General features: G+C 40.3%; 20 protein-coding genes and 2 tRNA genes. 3 read left to right on the forward strand and 19 right to left on the reverse strand.

The window, feature by feature from the left end; all coding sequences use genetic code 11:
• Positions 1-2: 2 nt before the first annotated feature.
• The 16 genes from ggt to EHQ59_RS00660 form a co-directional block, all read right to left on the reverse strand.
• On the reverse strand, positions 3-1,772 hold the full coding sequence (gene ggt / locus EHQ59_RS00585) for a gamma-glutamyltransferase (protein WP_135617246.1): 1,770 nt from the start codon (positions 1,770-1,772) through the stop codon (positions 3-5).
• On the reverse strand, positions 1,769-2,092 hold the full coding sequence (locus EHQ59_RS00590; protein ID WP_135617247.1) for a metal-sulfur cluster assembly factor: 324 nt from the start codon (positions 2,090-2,092) through the stop codon (positions 1,769-1,771). Before EHQ59_RS00590 ends, ggt begins: the two co-directional genes overlap by 4 nt.
• Positions 2,076-2,426: an iron-sulfur cluster assembly scaffold protein gene (locus EHQ59_RS00595; protein WP_244245305.1), complete on the reverse strand. Its 351-nt coding sequence runs from the start codon at positions 2,424-2,426 to the stop codon at positions 2,076-2,078. Before EHQ59_RS00595 ends, EHQ59_RS00590 begins: the two co-directional genes overlap by 17 nt.
• A 70-nt stretch (positions 2,427-2,496) precedes the next feature.
• The gene (locus tag EHQ59_RS00600) at positions 2,497-3,741 is read right to left on the reverse strand and encodes a cysteine desulfurase (protein ID WP_135617249.1); all 1,245 of its coding nucleotides are present in this window, start codon (positions 3,739-3,741) and stop codon (positions 2,497-2,499) included.
• Complete coding sequence (locus EHQ59_RS00605) at positions 3,738-4,052, reverse strand: Rieske (2Fe-2S) protein (RefSeq protein WP_135617250.1); 315 nt, start codon at positions 4,050-4,052, stop codon at positions 3,738-3,740. Before EHQ59_RS00605 ends, EHQ59_RS00600 begins: the two co-directional genes overlap by 4 nt.
• Positions 4,052-5,215 (reverse strand): SufD family Fe-S cluster assembly protein, encoded by a 1,164-nt coding sequence (locus tag EHQ59_RS00610; RefSeq protein WP_135617251.1) that lies wholly within the window; start codon positions 5,213-5,215, stop codon positions 4,052-4,054. The genes EHQ59_RS00605 and EHQ59_RS00610 overlap by 1 nt, the downstream gene beginning before the upstream one ends.
• On the reverse strand, positions 5,212-5,964 hold the full coding sequence (gene sufC / locus EHQ59_RS00615; protein ID WP_135617252.1) for a Fe-S cluster assembly ATPase SufC: 753 nt from the start codon (positions 5,962-5,964) through the stop codon (positions 5,212-5,214). The genes EHQ59_RS00610 and sufC overlap by 4 nt, the downstream gene beginning before the upstream one ends.
• A 92-nt stretch (positions 5,965-6,056) precedes the next feature.
• Positions 6,057-7,295 (reverse strand): EAL domain-containing protein, encoded by a 1,239-nt coding sequence (locus tag EHQ59_RS00620; RefSeq protein WP_135617253.1) that lies wholly within the window; start codon positions 7,293-7,295, stop codon positions 6,057-6,059.
• Between the two features lie 117 nt (positions 7,296-7,412).
• Positions 7,413-8,696 (reverse strand): sugar phosphate nucleotidyltransferase, encoded by a 1,284-nt coding sequence (locus EHQ59_RS00625; RefSeq protein WP_135617254.1) that lies wholly within the window; start codon positions 8,694-8,696, stop codon positions 7,413-7,415.
• A gap of 54 nt (positions 8,697-8,750) precedes the next feature.
• Complete coding sequence (gene purQ, locus EHQ59_RS00630; protein ID WP_135617255.1) at positions 8,751-9,398, reverse strand: phosphoribosylformylglycinamidine synthase subunit PurQ; 648 nt, start codon at positions 9,396-9,398, stop codon at positions 8,751-8,753.
• Complete coding sequence (gene purS, locus EHQ59_RS00635; protein WP_135617256.1) at positions 9,395-9,643, reverse strand: phosphoribosylformylglycinamidine synthase subunit PurS; 249 nt, start codon at positions 9,641-9,643, stop codon at positions 9,395-9,397. Before purS ends, purQ begins: the two co-directional genes overlap by 4 nt.
• Positions 9,625-10,482, reverse strand: coding sequence for a phosphoribosylaminoimidazolesuccinocarboxamide synthase (locus EHQ59_RS00640; protein ID WP_135617257.1), 858 nt, complete (start codon positions 10,480-10,482; stop codon positions 9,625-9,627). The genes purS and EHQ59_RS00640 overlap by 19 nt, the downstream gene beginning before the upstream one ends.
• Positions 10,479-11,606: a PP2C family protein-serine/threonine phosphatase gene (locus EHQ59_RS00645; protein WP_135617258.1), complete on the reverse strand. Its 1,128-nt coding sequence runs from the start codon at positions 11,604-11,606 to the stop codon at positions 10,479-10,481. The genes EHQ59_RS00640 and EHQ59_RS00645 overlap by 4 nt, the downstream gene beginning before the upstream one ends.
• A gap of 5 nt (positions 11,607-11,611) precedes the next feature.
• Entirely contained in the window at positions 11,612-12,310 is a 699-nt protein-coding gene (gene ccsA, locus EHQ59_RS00650; RefSeq protein ID WP_135617259.1) for a cytochrome c biogenesis protein CcsA, read from the reverse strand.
• A 54-nt stretch (positions 12,311-12,364) separates the two neighbouring features.
• Positions 12,365-13,018 carry a heme exporter protein CcmB gene (locus tag EHQ59_RS00655; protein ID WP_135617260.1) on the reverse strand — a complete coding sequence of 218 codons (654 nt, stop codon included), beginning with the start codon at positions 13,016-13,018 and terminating at the stop codon, positions 12,365-12,367.
• Positions 13,008-13,616, reverse strand: coding sequence for an ABC transporter ATP-binding protein (locus EHQ59_RS00660; protein WP_135617261.1), 609 nt, complete (start codon positions 13,614-13,616; stop codon positions 13,008-13,010). Before EHQ59_RS00660 ends, EHQ59_RS00655 begins: the two co-directional genes overlap by 11 nt.
• Positions 13,617-13,624: 8 nt before the next feature.
• Between EHQ59_RS00660 and EHQ59_RS00665 the strand changes: the two genes are divergently transcribed.
• On the forward strand, positions 13,625-14,641 hold the full coding sequence (locus tag EHQ59_RS00665; RefSeq protein WP_135617262.1) for a tetratricopeptide repeat protein: 1,017 nt from the start codon (positions 13,625-13,627) through the stop codon (positions 14,639-14,641).
• Here EHQ59_RS00665 and EHQ59_RS00670 read toward each other — a convergent pair.
• The gene (locus EHQ59_RS00670) at positions 14,596-15,384 is read right to left on the reverse strand and encodes an ABC transporter ATP-binding protein (protein WP_135617263.1); all 789 of its coding nucleotides are present in this window, start codon (positions 15,382-15,384) and stop codon (positions 14,596-14,598) included. The genes EHQ59_RS00665 and EHQ59_RS00670 overlap by 46 nt on opposite strands.
• Before the next feature lie 76 nt (positions 15,385-15,460).
• Between EHQ59_RS00670 and EHQ59_RS00675 the strand changes: the two genes are divergently transcribed.
• Positions 15,461-16,360: a hydroxymethylglutaryl-CoA lyase gene (locus tag EHQ59_RS00675; protein ID WP_135617264.1), complete on the forward strand. Its 900-nt coding sequence runs from the start codon at positions 15,461-15,463 to the stop codon at positions 16,358-16,360.
• Positions 16,350-17,246 carry a TIGR02757 family protein gene (locus EHQ59_RS00680; protein ID WP_135617294.1) on the forward strand — a complete coding sequence of 299 codons (897 nt, stop codon included), beginning with the start codon at positions 16,350-16,352 and terminating at the stop codon, positions 17,244-17,246. Before EHQ59_RS00675 ends, EHQ59_RS00680 begins: the two co-directional genes overlap by 11 nt.
• Here the strand turns inward: EHQ59_RS00680 and EHQ59_RS00685 are convergent.
• A tRNA-Glu gene (locus EHQ59_RS00685) sits at positions 17,206-17,280 on the reverse strand. The two genes, EHQ59_RS00680 and EHQ59_RS00685, sit on opposite strands and share 41 nt — an antisense overlap.
• 35 nt (positions 17,281-17,315) lie before the next feature.
• A tRNA-Lys gene (locus tag EHQ59_RS00690) sits at positions 17,316-17,388 on the reverse strand.
• Positions 17,389-17,445 lie beyond the last annotated feature (57 nt).

Raw genomic sequence — 17,445 nt, forward strand, 5'->3', positions numbered from 1 at the left:
GGCTAAAAACCTAAAGGAACTCCTTCCCCTTTTGGATCAGAAACTCCAATCAGTTTGTCCCCTTCCTTCGACACTACGAAAACCTTCGCACGGTGCCTACTATATTGGACTTGATAAAAAGGTAGTTCTGTTTCAGGAAACGTTCCTTTTAATTCAGGATCTAAAAATAAAGTATCGGGAAGGTATTGGTGGTGGATCCGCGGAAAAGAAACACTCTCATATAAATTTCGTTTTTGAACCAAATAATGGTATAAGGTATTAAAAATAGAGGTTGGAATTTGGGAACCACCTGGAGCGCCAATGACCAATTTCGTTGCACCATTTGTTTCCAAAAGAATGGTCGGACTCATACTGGAAAGAGGTGTTTTTCCAGGGGCAATTGCATTGGCGTTGGAACCAACAAGTCCATACAAATTCGGAACTCCTGGCGCAATCGAAAAATCATCCATCGTATTGTTTAAAACAAGGCCAGTTCCCGGTACCATCTGCACAGCACCAAAGATCCCATTGATGGACTGAGTCGAGGAAACGGCATTTCCTTCTTTGTCCATCACAGAAATATGAGTGGTGTTATAGGAATCTTTGGGTTCAACAGATTTTGGAATTGGTTTCCAATTGCCAGACACTACCTTCTTCTCTATTTCAGAGACTTCATCATTGATATAGGACTGTGAAATTAGTTTGGAAACAGGAACTTCGCTAAACTTTGGATCTCCACCAAGTTCCGCTCGGTCTCTGTAAGCCACTCGCATCGCTTCCGTGATTTGGATGACTTCCCCCACTTTGCCTTTCGGAAAAGTCTTCCGTTTTGCCATTTCGTTATACAATTGCATCATGGTCACCAAGTGAACTCCAGAACTCGGTGGCGGCATGGTCATCAATTGGTATCCCCAAACATTGGAAACCAATGGATCCATCTGTTTGACTTGGTATTCTTTCCAATCTTCTGGACAAATAAACTCATCAAAATTTTGGTAATACAAAGAAACTCGTTTGGTGGTTTCGCCATCAATCCATTCCTTTTCTTCGTTTTCGACAATTCGTTGTAAGGTTTGGAATAAATCTTCTTGGATGAGAAGTTCCCCTTCTCGAATGGGCCGGTCATCAATGCCAAACACTTTTTGCATTTCCGGGTTCATCTCGGGCCAAACTTTTGTCACCACGTTTGCAAGATCTGCATACACAGCAAACCCATTTTTCGCATAACGCATCGCAGGTGCCATTACATCCGCTAAATTGAGTTTTCCATGTTGTTTTTGGATTTTTAAAATGCCTTGCACATTTCCAGGAACCCCAACACTAAACGCACCTTTTAAGATTTTACCTGTGTTCGGTGTTCCGTCAGGATTTAGAAAATAGGTAGCAGTTCCTTTTTTAGGGGAACGTTCTCTAAAATCATAGGCCCACTTCCCTTTTTTGGGAAGGTACACAATTGCAAATCCTCCTCCAAAAAGTCCTGTGGACTGAGGACGTAAAACAGAAATCGCAAAACTAGCGGCACTAAAAACATCCACTACATTTCCGCCTTGTTTCCAAACTTCCACACCCGCTTGGGACGCAAGTGGATGGTCTGTAGCGATCATAAATTCTCGACCAATGAGTTCGTAGCGATCTCGTTTTTCCAAGGAACCTTGGATTTGTGGAAAAGAAGTTTCCGTTTCTTTTGTTTGTTTGGATTCTAAAAGGGTTTGAATGCTCTCACATCTATAAAAAGAGAAAACACAGAGAGAGATTAGGAGAAAAATGGTTCTCCTGTTTGGAAACAAACTCAATCGAATATCCCCATTTGCATTTTGGCTTCTTCACTTGCCATCGATCTTGGTTCCCATTTTGGATTCCAAACCACATGAACAACTACCTCATTGATTCCATCCACACGTAATGCATGGGTTTCAATGTCTTGTTTCATTTGAGGTCCTGCTGGACAGGCAAGGGATGTATATGTCATAGTTACTTCCGCTGTTTCCCCTTCCACCTTCACATCATAAATCAAACCAAGTTCCACAAGGGAGATTCCAATTTCAGGATCTTCCACAGACCGGATGCTATAATACACTTCCCATTCTTTTTCAGTTTCAGGTTCTCGGATCATGATTTACCTCAATGATTTTTAATAGAGTTTGCCAAGGCAAAAGAGCACAACGATGACGACTAGGGTGAAACTTCACACTCTCTAAAAAGGATAACTCTTCTTTGTCACCAAACAAGGAAGATTCCATCCCTTCTAAAAAATTTTTACGTTCCTTTAGATAGTTAGGAATAAATTCTTTTTTGAATTTGTTTTGATTTCGAAATAAAAAACCTACTGAAGCAGAACATATCGAACAAGATTCTCCAGATACAGCTTGGATCTGAAGGGAACCATCTTCATTTTCCAAATAATACAATTTCACTTCATCCCCACACAAGGGATTAAGCGCGCTCACTTCCTTTACCACATCTTTTGGTATTTGCCAATTGGCTAAAGATTTCCATTTCAGAAAATCTACGTATGAATTATTTTCTAACGACACGACCAAATATCGATTTCACTTTCTCGATCGATTGGATGAGTGCATCGATGTCTTCTTTAGTATTGTAGAAGTAAAAAGATGCCCGACAGGTCCCTGGGATTTGTAATTGTTTCATAAGTGGTTGGCAACAGTGGTGACCCACACGAATCGCCACACCTTCTTCATCTAAAATGGAACCCACGTCATGAGGATGGATTCCGTCCAAGGTAAAGGAGACAACTCCCCCCCTTTTTTCTAAATCATCTGTCCCGTAAAGGGTTAAACCGCCGATACGATGAAACCGTTCCAGTGCATATTCGGTTAACATCCGTTCGTGTTCTTTGATGTTTTTCATACCTACTTTTTGTAAATAGTCCAAAGCATGAGAAAATCCAATGACTCCAGCGATGTTCGGTGTACCTGCTTCTAATTTTGCAGGAAGGGCTGCATACGTAGAACTTTCCAATTCCACAGATTCAATCATATCACCACCACCTAACCAAGGAGGCATGGCTTCTAAAATTTCCTCTTTTCCAAAAAGAACTCCAACTCCCGTTGGACCGAGCATCTTATGAGCAGAAAAAGCATAAAAGTCTACATCCATATCCACCAAATGGATTGGCATATGACAAGCTGCTTGCGCACCATCTACTAGAATTTTGGCACCAACTTGCCTTACACGATCAATGATTTTTGACAAATCATGAACCGTTCCTGTGACATTGGACATTTGACTGATTGCGACGATTTTTGTACGTTTGGTTATAATTTCGTTTAACTTAGATAAGTCGTAAGTCGTATCTTCTTTGATGGGGATGAATTTTAAAAATGCCTTCTTTTCTCGAGCCAACATCTGCCAAGGAACTAAATTAGAATGATGTTCCTGAACCGATAAAACAATTTCATCTCCTTCCGATACATTCACTCTTCCATAGGTCTGAGCAACGAGGTTGATTGAATCAGTTGTTCCACGTGTGAAAATGATTGCTTTGGCACATTGCGCTTGGAAAAAATGGCTAGTTTTGATCCTTGTCCTTTCAAAAAGTTCTGTTGCATGTTGGGAAAGGTAATACACCCCACGATGGATGTTTGCATTTTCTTTCGCATAATAATCATTTGTTGCCTGGATCACAGACATTGGTTTTTGGGAAGTAGCACCATTGTCTAAATAAACAAGTGGTTTTCCATTTGGTATGGTTTCAGAAAGAATGGGAAAGTCTAAGCGTAGTTTGTATGGATCCAAACTCATACGGACTCCAAATCCACTTCTAAATCATCCCCAACCACTTTGGTTGGAAATACAGTGAGTGGCTCTGTAGCAGGAAGTGCTAATACACTTCCATTTCGAATATCGAATTTCGCAAAATGGCGAGGACAAGTGATCACACATCCTTCTAATTTTCCGCAAGAGATTTCTTCTCCATCATGGGTACAAGAATCTTCGAAGGCATAATACTCATTTTCCCATTTGGTCACCACAACAGAAAAATGTCTGGTTTTTACAACCTTCATCTTTCCTTCTTCAATTTCCCCAATAGAGACTAACTTTTTAAAAGCCATCATTTCCCTCCCACGAGAATTGTATGAATGGAAGATTCCAATTCTTGTTTGATTTCATCAGAAAAACCTATGGCATGGATGGATTCGCCATAAAATGCAGTGACGAGAAGAGATTTAGATTCCTCAGGACTCAGTCCCCGAGACAATAAATAAAAAAACTGTTCTTCGTCAATGTCCCCGACAGTGGCTCCGTGGGTACAAGATACGTCTTCAGCAAGAACTTCTAATTTTGGATTGGCTTCTGCTCTTGCTTTTTTATTTAAAGAAAGGTTAAACGATTCTTGGTGTGCAACCACCTTTTTTAAATTAGGTGGGATGATCAAATTTCCTGTAAACACATGGTGGGAACGATCGGTGACTATGGCTTTGTAACTAATTTTACTGGTTGTATGGTCTGCATGGTGGACCATTTCCATATCCAAATCTTTGAGGTTACGATTTCCTATGGCAGAGACTCCGTCCACAGTCACCTCCGCTCCTTTTCCTAAAAGATGGGAAAATAGAAATAATTTGGAACGAAATCCACCAAATGGGAAATGGTGGAATTTCACCGAGGCATTTTCTTTTGCTAAAACAAGAACAGTTCGAAATTGGAGTAAGTCTTCGTCCAAATTCTCTTCATCTAAAATTTCAACGATGGAATCTTTTTCCGAAACAAATACATCCACGATAGACAAAAGATGAAGTGACTCTGAATCATGTTTTGTTTCGGTTTTGAATTGAATTTGTGTGGAAGAACCACTGGGAACATAAAAAATTCGAAACAAACACTTAGGTTCGTCTCCTGTAAAGGATTCTGTTATGATGTGTATTGGTTCTTCACAGGGAAACACTGAAATTTCTGAGGAGCCAAGAACGGAAAGATAGGTAAAATATTCTTTTGGCAAATGGGTTTTCACCAAGTCCAAAATTTCCTTTTGTTTCGCAGTAGATAACAACGGTTCGCTGGTGCTCGAATTCGAAGTGTGATTTGCAAAACTTTTTTGATTGGGATCAAACCCGACTTCTTTCCAATCGATGGAACTGATTGGAAATTTGCGGTAATTTTCCTCTTTTTCCGTGGGGAAACTGAGACCTTCCCAATCTGCCATAAGAGACTGGTTCCATTCTTGTTTTGTCGTGAGATCGATTGAAAATTGATTTTTTTTGAGTGAGGAATTCATTTGACCCCTTCTCTCTCCAAAATCCAATCATATCCCACTTCTTCTAATTTCAAAGATAGGTCTTTTCCTCCCGTCTCCAAAATCCTACCATCTGCAAACACGTGAACAAAATCGGGAACGATATAATTCAACATCCTTTGGTAATGTGTGATGAGTAAAATGGATCGTTCTGGATTTCGGTTGGCATTAATCCCTTCTGAAACAATTCGTAAGGCATCGATATCAAGTCCCGAATCGGTTTCATCCAAAATGGACAAAACAGGTTTCAGTAAACTCATTTGTAAAATTTCAGCGCGTTTTTTTTCTCCACCAGAAAATCCATCATTCACATAACGACCGATAAATGATTGAGGCACTTCCAAAAGATCCATTGCCGATTTTAGCTCTTGTTTGAATTCCTTCACAGGAAGTTCTTTTCCACGGTGAGCCTTGAGAATGGATTTTAGAAAATTCCCGATCGTTACACCAGGAAGTGCAGTTGGGTATTGAAAGGATAAAAATACACCAAGCCTTGCTCTTTCGTCTGTACTCAGTTTTAAAATCGATTGTCCACGAAAGAGAATGTCACCGGAAGTGACTGTGTATTTTGGATGGCCGAGAATGACATTCGAAAGTGTACTTTTCCCCGATCCATTGGGACCCATGATGGCATGGACTTCCCCGCTTCCGATCGTCAAATTGACCCCACGGAGGATTTCTTTGTCTCCCACGGTGGCATGAAGAGATTGTATTTCGAGAATTGCGGACAAGGTGGTATCCTGTTTTTTTTATTTAGAATGATTCTATATTATAGACGAATCCCTTCTACCAGGAAAATCGACCACTCAAAAAAAACAAGATTCTATTCCGACCAACTCACCTGGGCAACAAGGATCTTCCCTGCCATCAGGGAAAAGGTAAAAATCACATATTGGTTCTGGTTACCTATGTCATACAAAGGATAGGTCACACCCCATTTTTTGCGAAACCGTTCGGACTCTTCCTTGTGTTTCAAAAAATACGGTTTCCACGCATAATTATTGCCAATCTGCCGGGAACGTTCCAAATACCCACCGTTCATCCGATCCAAATCATAGGTCGGTGTGATTTGGTATCCTTCCGCATCACAAACAAAAACCTTCAAAATCTCTCTTGGTAAGGAACCTAAGATTTGACCAAAGCGAAATGGAAAGTCCTCTTCACTGGAATCCGAAAGTTCATAAAACAAATCTTGTAATTGGTCTATGATCTTTTGTTCCCGGATTCCTTTGTCTCGCAGTTCCCTCGAACGAACACTGGAGAAGTTTTCCAAAACGGTTTTCATTTTGTCTGAGAATGTATTGCGATTCAAAAAATGGGGATTCGGGGTCGAAAAGTAAAACCCTTGTAAGAGATTGGCTCCCATGGAAAGAGCAAGATTCACTTCTTCTTCCGTTTCAATCCCTTCAAACAGAAGTTGGCTTCCTAATTTTTGTGACATCTCGGAGATCGCACCGAGTACTTGTTTAAAAGAGTTTTTATTCAAACTCTCTCGCATGATGCGAATATCCACTTTCATGATGTCTGGGTGTAAATACCCAATCCGTTCCAAATTGGAAAAACCTGTTCCTAAGTCGTCGATGGCAATTTTCAGACCATAATCTCGAAAGATTTGGACAATTTGGATCAGGCGTTCGATGGAACCATCAAATTCATCTTCTGTGATTTCAATGACTACCTGGTTGCGATCAATCCCATATTTTTCAATGAGTTGGATGATATGAAAATTTTCGGCAAAAAGATCAGTATGGTGCACCCTCGATAAAAAGTTCGGCATCATATTGAAGAAAAGTTTGGTGCGAAGGTTACTTTCCTTCAGGGTCTGGACGGCCTTCTCTCTTAAAATTCGGTCAATATTGTAAATGGGAACAGGATCGTGTTCTCTATTGTGAAATAACCCACCTAAAGAATGGTAGGTGTTCTCTTCTGGATTGAACTGCCGGCCGAGGACTTCGTAAGCAGAAATCGACCGATTGATGGCATTGACGATGGGTTGGAAATGAGGGACAAAATATGTCTCGTTCCAAAACTGGTTTCCTTCCGTTGATTCCGTTGTGAACATGGTTCCCTTTCATCCAGGCTATAAGCGAGACCTTCCCTGGCAAGAAAATTTCCACATTTTTGAAACAAATTGGACTTAAATTTGACCCACAGAAATCATATTTGTGTCAAATTTGCCCTAAATAGAGTAGCCATCAGGAATCGCCGAATGCCTTGGCACCACGATGATCCCTTCCCGAATGCGAATGAACTCATCTTCGTATTCTTGTAAGTTCTGTTCGTTTAACAGGCGAACGTTGGCGCCTATCGCACAGTCTTTGTCGACAATTGTCCGTCGTATTTCGCAGTTAGGCCCAATGCCAATCGGGATTTTTCCTGATTTCCGATCGAAGTAACCGTAGTGATCAAGTCCCATGATGATGGAATCATAGATTTTGGTTCCCGAAGCAATGAGTTGGCGCACCCCGATGATCGAACGGTGCACCTCACATTGGTTAAGGATGGTTCCTTCGGAGATGAGAGCTTGGTTCACGACCGCCTGATTGATCTTTGACGGTGGTAATGCCCTAGCCCTTGTGTAAATCGGGGTTTTCTCTAAATACAAATTGAATTTAGGAATATGGTCGGTTAACATCAAATTGGCTTCGTAAAAGGCCTTGATGGTTCCAATGTCCTCCCAATAACCGTCGTAAGTATACGCTTTGACCTTTCGTTCTTTTATGGCTTTGGGTAAAATTTCCTTTCCAAAATCGGCAAGACTTCGGTCTTCCAAGACATCGATTAACGTAGATGTGTTGAAGATATAAATCCCCATATTGGCTAAAAATGTACCGTTTTCCGTCCGACAGGATTCCACCTGGGTGATCTCTTGTGGTTTTTCGATGAATTCTTGGATGATGCCACCCACTCCTGCTTTCACAATTCCTAAACCATAAATTTGGTCTTCAGGAATCGCATTGGTTGCAACAGAGATTTGTGTTTCTGGGTCCATCAGATGGCTTTGCATAAAGTCTGCAAGGTCCATATTGTAGAGTTGATCTCCCGATAAGATGAGGACATATTTGGGTTTTTGTTCCCGGATATAAGGAAGCACTTTTCTCACGGCATCCGCAGTGCCTTCAAACCAATTCGCACTGGAAACGGTTTGTTCAGCGGCGATGATTTCCACAAAACTCTTTTGGTGGATATTGTTTGTCGCGTAGGTGCGATTGATGTGACGGTTCAGTGAATACGAGTTAAACTGAGTTAAAATAAAGATTTTTTCAAATCCGCTGTTTAAGGAATTGGAAATAGGGATATCAATCAAACGATACTTCCCACCAAAACTCACGGCGGGTTTTGATCGTTTTTCAGTTAAAGGCAATAGCCTTGTGCCCTTTCCCCCACCTAAAATAATTGTGAGCACTTCATCTTTTTTTAAGATAAAATCCACACAGTCGATTGAGTCTTCTTGAAATCGCATACCTATCCTTATAAAGGGATTGGACGAAAAAGCAAGAAAAGGAAATCGAAGTTTCTAATTTTTTAAAAGAGCTTCTAAGATTTGTTTGCCGTCCATTTTTCCTGTATAAGGATTCATGGCTCGTTCAGGGTGAGGCATCATTCCAAGAACATTTCCTTTTTCATTGCAAATCCCTGCGATGTCATGTAAGGAACCATTTGGGTTTTCTTTGTAACGAAACACCACTTGGCCATTTTTTTCTAAACGTTCTAAAGTTTCTGCATCTGCAAAGTAGGCACCTTCTCCATGAGCAATGGGAATGGAAAGATTTCCTTGGATTTGTTTTCCAAATGCATTTTCTTTTACGGGAACGAGGTCCACATCTTTACAAATGTATTTAAGAGTGCGGTTGTGTAGAAGTGCTCCCGGAAGTAATCCCGATTCTGTTAGGATTTGGAAACCATTACAAACACCGAGAACCTTTCCCCCTTTGTTTGCATACTTGACCACCGATTCCATGGAAGGGCTAAACTTTGCCATGGCTCCACAGCGAAGGTAATCACCGAAGGAAAATCCACCAGGTAAAACAACTAAATCAGGAACATCTTCAAAGGATTCTTTGTACCAGGTGTATTCCACATTCGCTTGGAAGGTTTCCTGTAAGACAGTTCCCACATCCTTATCACAATTGGAACCAGGAAAGGTAACAACACGAACCTTCATTGTGACTCCACAACCAATTTGTATGTTTCGATCACTTGGTTCACAAGGACTGATTCACAGATTTCTTTGGCTACTTTTTCTGCTTCTTGTAAAGAAGAGGCATTGAGTTTGATTTCAATGTATTTTCCCACACGTAAGTCTTGGACTTGTGTTCTCCCTTGGTCTTGTAGGGTACGAAGAACGGTTTGTCCTTGGGGATCTAGGACGGATTCTTTGAGGGTGACATTTATTTTTGCGACAAACATAGGTTGATTTTCTCTTCTAATTCCAAGTATTTTTTACGTAGTTCCTGAATCAAGGATTCGGGGAGTTGTGGGGGCGGAGGATTTTTATCCCAGGAGGTGGATTCCAGCCAATTTCTAAGGATTTGTTTGTCAAAACTGGCAGGTGTTTTTCCTAAAACATAAGTAGAAGCGTCCCAATACCGCGAGGAATCGGGTGTCAAAATTTCATCGATGAGGATGGGTTCCCCATCCATCAATCCAAATTCAAATTTGGTGTCACAAAGAAGGATTCCTTGTTTTGCCATGAGTCCGTGTGCTTCCGTATACAAACGAAGGGAAAGATTTTTTACCTTTTGGAATAAAACGGAACCCACTTCCTTTTCCATGGTTTCTTCACTTACATTTTCATCGTGCCCAGAATCATTTTTTCTAGCTGGTGTGAAAATCGGTGTCGGAAATTGATACGACTCTTGTAAACCTTTTGGGTAAGGAGTTTCCGCTATCGTTCCCGACTGCAGGTATTCTTTCCAAGCAGAACCAGTGAGGTAACCCCGCACCACACATTCGAAGTCGATCCGTTTTGCTTTTTTCACAAGTACAGACCGGCCAACCACTGCGGGATCATTTTGATAGGGTTTCGGAAATAAATTCGGATCATCAGTCACCAAATGATTTGGAATCTCGTGAAAGTGATGGAACCATTTTGTCGAAATACGAGTGAGAATTTTCCCTTTGTCTTCCACTGGTTCTGAAAAAACGACATCAAATGCAGAAATCCTATCTGTGGCAACGAGTAATAACTCAGTTCCCAAATCATAGACATCTCTCACCTTTCCTTTGTAATGCGGATTTGGAATCATAATTGGATACACACCATTGCCATATCGTCACTCGGAGTGGATAAACCACAAAATTCTAATATTTTACTTTGTACTGTGGGAAGAATGTCAGAACCAGATTGGACGGACGCATGGAAAATATCTTTCATTCCCTCTTCTGTGATGTATTCCAATTTGGGGTTCATGGCTTCACTTGCCCCATCTGTATACATAAAAAACTTGGAACCCTGTTTCAAAGAAACAGACTGCACTTCATCATTGGCCACCATATTGATTCCCATGATCATAGGGCTCATTCCTTTTAGGAATTTGGTTTCCCCATCCATATACACAATGGGAGCTGGGTGACCTCCATTGATATACGATAAATTTAGATTCTGGTCAATGATCGCATAACAAAAGGTAATGGCATAATCTTCTGGTAGGACAAGTTCCATATTTTTACGTAAATGGGAGACACGTTCTTTCAGGCCCATATTTGGAACCAAATTGAATAATTGCATTTTAAACATAGCACCGATGAGGGCCGCACTCGGACCATGACCTGAACAATCGGCTATGACGATATGGAGTTTTTTTTCTTCGATCCAAGTATCAACAAAATCCCCGCCAATTTGTAAATAGGGATGAAATAAGGTTTGGGCTTTGATCCCATTCCAAATAAAACTTTTTTCAGGAATGAGTTGGTCTTGGACACGACGCGCAGTTTGTAATTCTTTTTCGTATTTGCTTTTTTGTTGGTAAAGTTCGTCTTGTAAGTCTTTGAGACGAATGACAGAATGGATTTTAGCAACTAACTCTCGTTTATTAAAGGGTTTGTTGATAAAATCATCTCCCCCATTTTTCATAGCTTCTTGGAAACCAACTTCCCTATCAATCGATGTGATGAATAAAATGGGAAGGAGTTTAAACTGGTCCATCTCTCGGAGTTCCCGACAAAAGGAAAATCCATCTTGAACGGGCATATTCACATCGAGTAATAGTGTATCAATTCTTGTATTGAGTAAAACGAGCCGTGCTTCTTCTGCAGAATATGCTGTATAGGTTTTAAAACCTTCTTGCGACAAAAGGTATTTGAGTAGCTCCACGTTTTCAGGAACATCATCAACGATGAGAATGGTATGTAAAGATTCTGCTTGGCTCATCAAAATCAATCCATCTCTGCCCGAAGTGTATGTTTCAGTTCTTGGAGTTTTTCATTTCGATTGGAAAGAAGAAATAAAATGAGAAATAAAAAGTGATACGCAAGAACTCCAAGCCACATGGTTTGTTTCATATCAGAATCCATTCCGCCTTTTCCGAGGACACTGCCTGGATGGTTTCCTGGATTTTCAATCCAACGAATCGCACCCCAGGTGAGAACGGCACTTACGGCACAAAGTAAAGAAAGGTAAGCCGAAAGAATCGCCTTTTTTTTTCGGGAAGGAACAAGATAACGAAAGATAAAATAACTGAGTAGAGACAAACAAAGAATAAAAAACGACTGCAACCTAGCATCTGTTTTGTCCCAAGGAACACCCCAAGCACTGTATGCCCAAATGGGACCAGAAAATAGAACACCTAGGGCAAACACAAAAGCAAGTTGGTTTGCCGTAAACGCAAGCCGATCCCAAAGAAGATTTTTTTGGAACAAATAAACCAAAGAGAATACAAAGGACAACATAGGACCGTATAACGCCACCCAAGCGACCGGCACATGAAGATAAAAAATGCGGTGGCTTAGTCCCTGCTCCAAAATCACATTTGGATACAAGATGGAAACAAACACGGCAAAAACTAAGGAAATCGTGACTACCAAGTAAAACACGAAGTCAAAGGCGGGGTGCAGTAGTTGAATCTTACGTTCCATTTTTTTCCAGATTTTCAGAATGGAAAAGAAATTCTAGGAGAAAATACGATTCTTCTATTCATTCTTTAAGGTTTCCACCATAACAGAACCCAAAGTACCATAAAACAAAAGGAAAAAGAGGAGAAGTCCCACCGATGGAAGGTAAAAACCAGTTTCCATCCAATAACGATTTTCAGCTTCCAACCCAAACAAAAACAATGGGATCGAAAATGGTAATTGCAAAAGGGGAATGATGATTTCTTTCAATCGACTTTCAAACGCAATGATCCCAAGGGAGACTCCCAAAAAAACCAAACAACCACTTCCTAAATTGGCAAAGAGCCATTCTCCCAGAAATCGATCTAAGGACATATTTTGAAAGAAAACAGAAAGTACGAGAACAAGGAGTGCATTCACAAGAATCGTACAAAACCAAATGGCTAAGGACTTACTTGTGTACAATGCTGTGGGACTGAGGTAACCAAGACTTGCTTCCCAACCCATGGATTCCCGCTCTTCCCAAAGGCTTTGGCTCACAATCACAAAGTTCAAAAGAAAAATAATCGCCCACTTGAGTCCACGGATGCTCCTTACAGACAACATCTCATTCACTTCGATCGATGTATAAAAAATAAATACCACCGATACACTGAGAGTAAAGAGAGACACAACTCCCCCAAGAGAGCGACCGATTAACGTGAAATCTTTTTTAAGGAGTTTAAGAAACAATTACTTTCCCCTGATGAATGGAAATTTGGCCTGAACATTCTAATTCTTTTGGAACTGAATGCAGGACAATTAAGATCAACTTGGATTTTTTTTCTTCATTCAAAATGCGACTGAATACTTCGGAAGATTCGGAATCAAGGCCTGTAAATGGTTCATCAAATAAAAGGATATCAGCAGAAGACAAAAGCACTCGAAGGATGGCCACCTTCTGTTTCATGCCCCGAGAATAAAAATGGATGGGATCTAACTTTCGTTTCTCCAATCGAAAGAGACGAATGAGCTCATCTTTTCGTGAAGGAGAAGGATTTCCTGTAAGCGAGGTAAAATAATCCAAATTCTCCTCTAAATTGAGTGAAGAATAAAAACCTAATTCATGGCTGAGATAAACAATTTTCTTTTTTCCTTGGGGCCAATGCCAATCAGGAGAGGTTTTAGAATCATGGTAAATTTTTTTGAGTAAAGTGGACTTACCTGCCCCATTTTCACCGAGTATGGCAAACATTCCTGTTTCAAAAAAACGAAGATTCACCTCTTTCAATAAAGTTTTTTCGCCGACAGTAATAGTGAGGCCTTTAGTCTCTAAAATGGTTCGGTCCATTCTTCACCATGTTTCATCACCTATTTACATTCGCACTTCTGTTTTTATTCCCCACACTGCTCTTTTCACAAAAACTGATCGGGAACAAAGAATACCCAGAATTACTATGGGGGAAGGACGAAGAATTTGATATTTCTGATTTTCCAAACGGTTCCTTCATTTACCACAAAGACGACTTTATCTTGGCACGGGGAAAACTGTATACGGGAGAACCTCCCAAATCCAATGGAAGTTTTACTTATGGGACAGAAACCATTACAAACTCCGGAAAATGGAATAACGATACCATCGAACTTCTATTGAATGGAAAACCAAATATGCGGGCGGAAGTGATCAAACGCCTCGAAGCGGGAGTGCGGTTTGATCCACAATTTTTTCCGTTTCGATACAATTTAGGAAGATTGTATTCCGTAGAAATGAAATACGAAAAAGCACTTGTGGAATTCGAATATGCAAAAGCAGAAATGCCTGAGTATTACAAAACCTATCTGCATATCGCCATCTTATCAGAAATCACAAGGCAATTCTATTATGCCATTATGAATTATAAATTGGCTGTGGAAAAAAATCCTTATGATACAGAAGCACTCATCCGTTTGGCTGATCATTATTTGGAAACTGGTTTAAAAAACCGCGCCCTTCTCTATTTGAACAAAGCCTTAAAAATTGAAGAAGAAAGTCCCAATGTCAAATTAGGTTTTGCAAGGCTCGAGATGGAAAAAGGCAATTATCATATCGCTTATAAAATTTTTAATCGAACAAGTTTAACTACTGGTGAAGGGAAAGTCCAACCATACGATAAAAAATTTCATTATTACTTTGCAGAAACTGCCTCCAAAGTCACAGATTATGAAACTGCGGAAGAACAATATACAAAGATGCTCAGTTTTACAAATGATCCTTTTTTTGCGACGGTATCATCCAAGGTGATCGCAAGAAGAAGAGACATTGCGAAAAAATTTGCCGAAGCAAAACGAACTCAATTGGATGATTCAGAAGAAGAAGTAAGTCCAACAAACGAATGAGACCGAGCAGCGACTAATTGTTGTAAAAGTTTAGACTTGGGTTGTTTTAAAATTTCCTTTGGTGTACCCATTTCGGTAATCGAACCATCTTCCAATACAAAGAGCCTATCACACATATAAGACAAAAATCCTATATCATGGGAGACGATGAGCATACCCAGTTGTTTTTCTCGGTTTATGGTTTTTAGCTCTTCTGCTATTTTTTTTTGCACAAGAACATCAAGGGCGGTCACTGGTTCATCGAGTAACAAGTATTCTGGATTGGCAAGGAGTGACCTAAGAATTGCAAAGCGTTGCAACTGACCTCCACTTAACTCCTGCTTGGTTTTATCCAAAAGCGATAGAGAAAGGTCAAATGTTTGACAAATGGTTTCAATCTTTGACCACTCCTCTTCTTTCTCTTCTTGGTTTAAAAAAAAATGTTTTTGGATGCGTTTTGGTTCGAGTAATAAGTCTCTCATCGTTCCATAGGGGGAAAAACTTCCAAATGGATCTTGGAAGACGGGTTGCAGAAGTGGAACTGGTTTTTCACCCAGAGGAATTCCTTTCCAATCCATTTGTCCTTGCCACTTGTATCCAAGCGACGGAAAAAGTAGTCCCAGTGCCAAGCGAAAGAGAGTGGATTTGCCAGAGCCAGAGGCACCAACGAGTCCTGTAATTTCGTTCGTCTTTGCTTGCAAAGAAATGTTTTGGAACAAATTCCTTTGGCCAATGGATACAGAAAGATTTTTAATGGTGAGCATATCTTCTCATCGATAAAATCATTGCTTTCTCCATTTCCAGGATAACTCTAAAGGGAAGGTGGAGGAAAAAAATAATTTGGAAACAGTTAAAATCACAGAAGTAGGACCAAGAGATGGATTACAAAATGAAAAGACCATTCTTTCCACTCAGGATAAATTCGAATTCGTAAAACGTCTAGTAGAATCTGGAGCCAAACACATTGAACTCACTTCTTTTGTTCGCAAAGATCGAATTCCACAAATGGGAGATGCGATCGAATTATCAGCACTCGTTCTCCCTGCATTCGGATCCCAAGTAGAATTTTCTTGTCTCACACCAAATCCGAAAGGATACCAAGCTGCTAAGGAAGCCGGTTTTAAAGAAGTGGCTGTGTTTACTGCAACTTCAGAGTCCTTTACTCAAAAAAATATCAATATGACTGTGATGGAAAGTTTCCAAGCCTTTCGACCTATTTTTGATTCCGCCAAACAAGACGGAATCAAAGTCCGAGGTTATATCTCCACTGTTGTTTCTTGTCCTTATGAAGGAAAAATCAAACCTGAAAAAACCTTGGAAGTCGCAGAACGTCTATTAGATGCCGGAGCTTACGAAATTTCGTTAGGGGAAACGATTGGTGTAGCAGTTCCTTCTGAAATTGAATCCTTACTCGAAGTTGTTTTAAAAAAAATTCCTATCAAATACCTCAATTGTCACTTCCATGATACGTATGGAATGGCGATTGCGAATACCAAACAAGCTCTAGCCATGGGCATCCGTAGTTTTGATAGTTCCGCAGGTGGGCTTGGTGGTTGTCCTTACGCAAAAGGGGCAGCAGGCAATGTTGCCACGGAAGACTTGGTGTATTTTTTACAGAAGGAAGGGTATGAAACAGGCATACAACTTGATTCGCTTGTCAAGGTAAGTCAATTTATGGAATCCAAACTAGACAGGACTCTCAATTCCCGAACCTATATCGCCAAAAAAAATGCCAGTTGATTGGAACCTTCTCCAAAAAGAACTGGAGAAGGTGGTCTCCAAATACCAAAACATTTCCTATTTGGAAACAGATCCCATTTGTTTTCCCAAAGAGTACCAAAACCCACTTGATATTGAGATTGTTTCTTTCATCTCTTGTCTCTTCGCTTATGGGAATGTAAAACAGATCCAAAAATTTTTAGCTCCTCTATTCCGTTCGATGGGCCCATCTCCTTCTCTGTGGTTACAAAAAACCAATCTGCAAAGCGATCCTACTTCTCTTTTTACAACAGGATATCGTTTCCAAACTAAAGAAGACTTACTTGTGTTTTTCACCACCTTACAGCGAATTCTGATAGAAACCAAGTCCTCTTCCCCACTCCTGGAATCGTGTTTCCTAAACAAGGAAGGTTCTTTTGACCCTAAGTCGTCCATCCCCCAATTCCAAACATTTTGGGAACAAGAACTCTTAAAAACCTTAGCAGGAAAACCAATGAGTTACGGTTTACATTTTCTCATTGGCAAATCTGAATCCAAATCTCCTAAAAAAAGGATTTCTCTATTTTTACGTTGGATGGTGCGTGAAGAATACCCTGACTTTGGAATCTACAAAAGAATCCTTCCGAGTGTTATTCCATATCCCTTGGATGTCCACATTCAAAAATTAAGCAAAGTTTTGGGAATACAATGTTTGCATACGTTTCAAATGAAAGATGCGTATCGCCTTACCGAATATTTCAAAGAGATCAATCCCGACGATCCATTGTTATACGATTTTTATCTCACAAGAGTTGGAATCATTGAAAAATGTAAGGGAAAGTTTGTAGAAGAAATTTGTTTGGGATGTGAATTGAAGCAGGTTTGTTTGGTAGTGCCACGGGGAATTGAACCCCGATTGCAAGGATGAAAACCTTGTGTCCTAACCATTAGACGATGGCACCGTTTTTAGAACTTAAGAATTAAGAACTCTTGTTTGTGAGTCGTCGGGGATTCGAACCCCGGACCCATTCCTTAAAAGGGAATTGCTCTACCAGCTGAGCTAACGACTCGTTCTGTAGCCAAGAATATCGAACCACCTTTCTCGGTCAACAACTACTTAAAAAAAA

The organism is Leptospira kemamanensis (assembly GCF_004769665.1).
GTDB classification, from domain to species: domain Bacteria; phylum Spirochaetota; class Leptospiria; order Leptospirales; family Leptospiraceae; genus Leptospira_A; species Leptospira_A kemamanensis.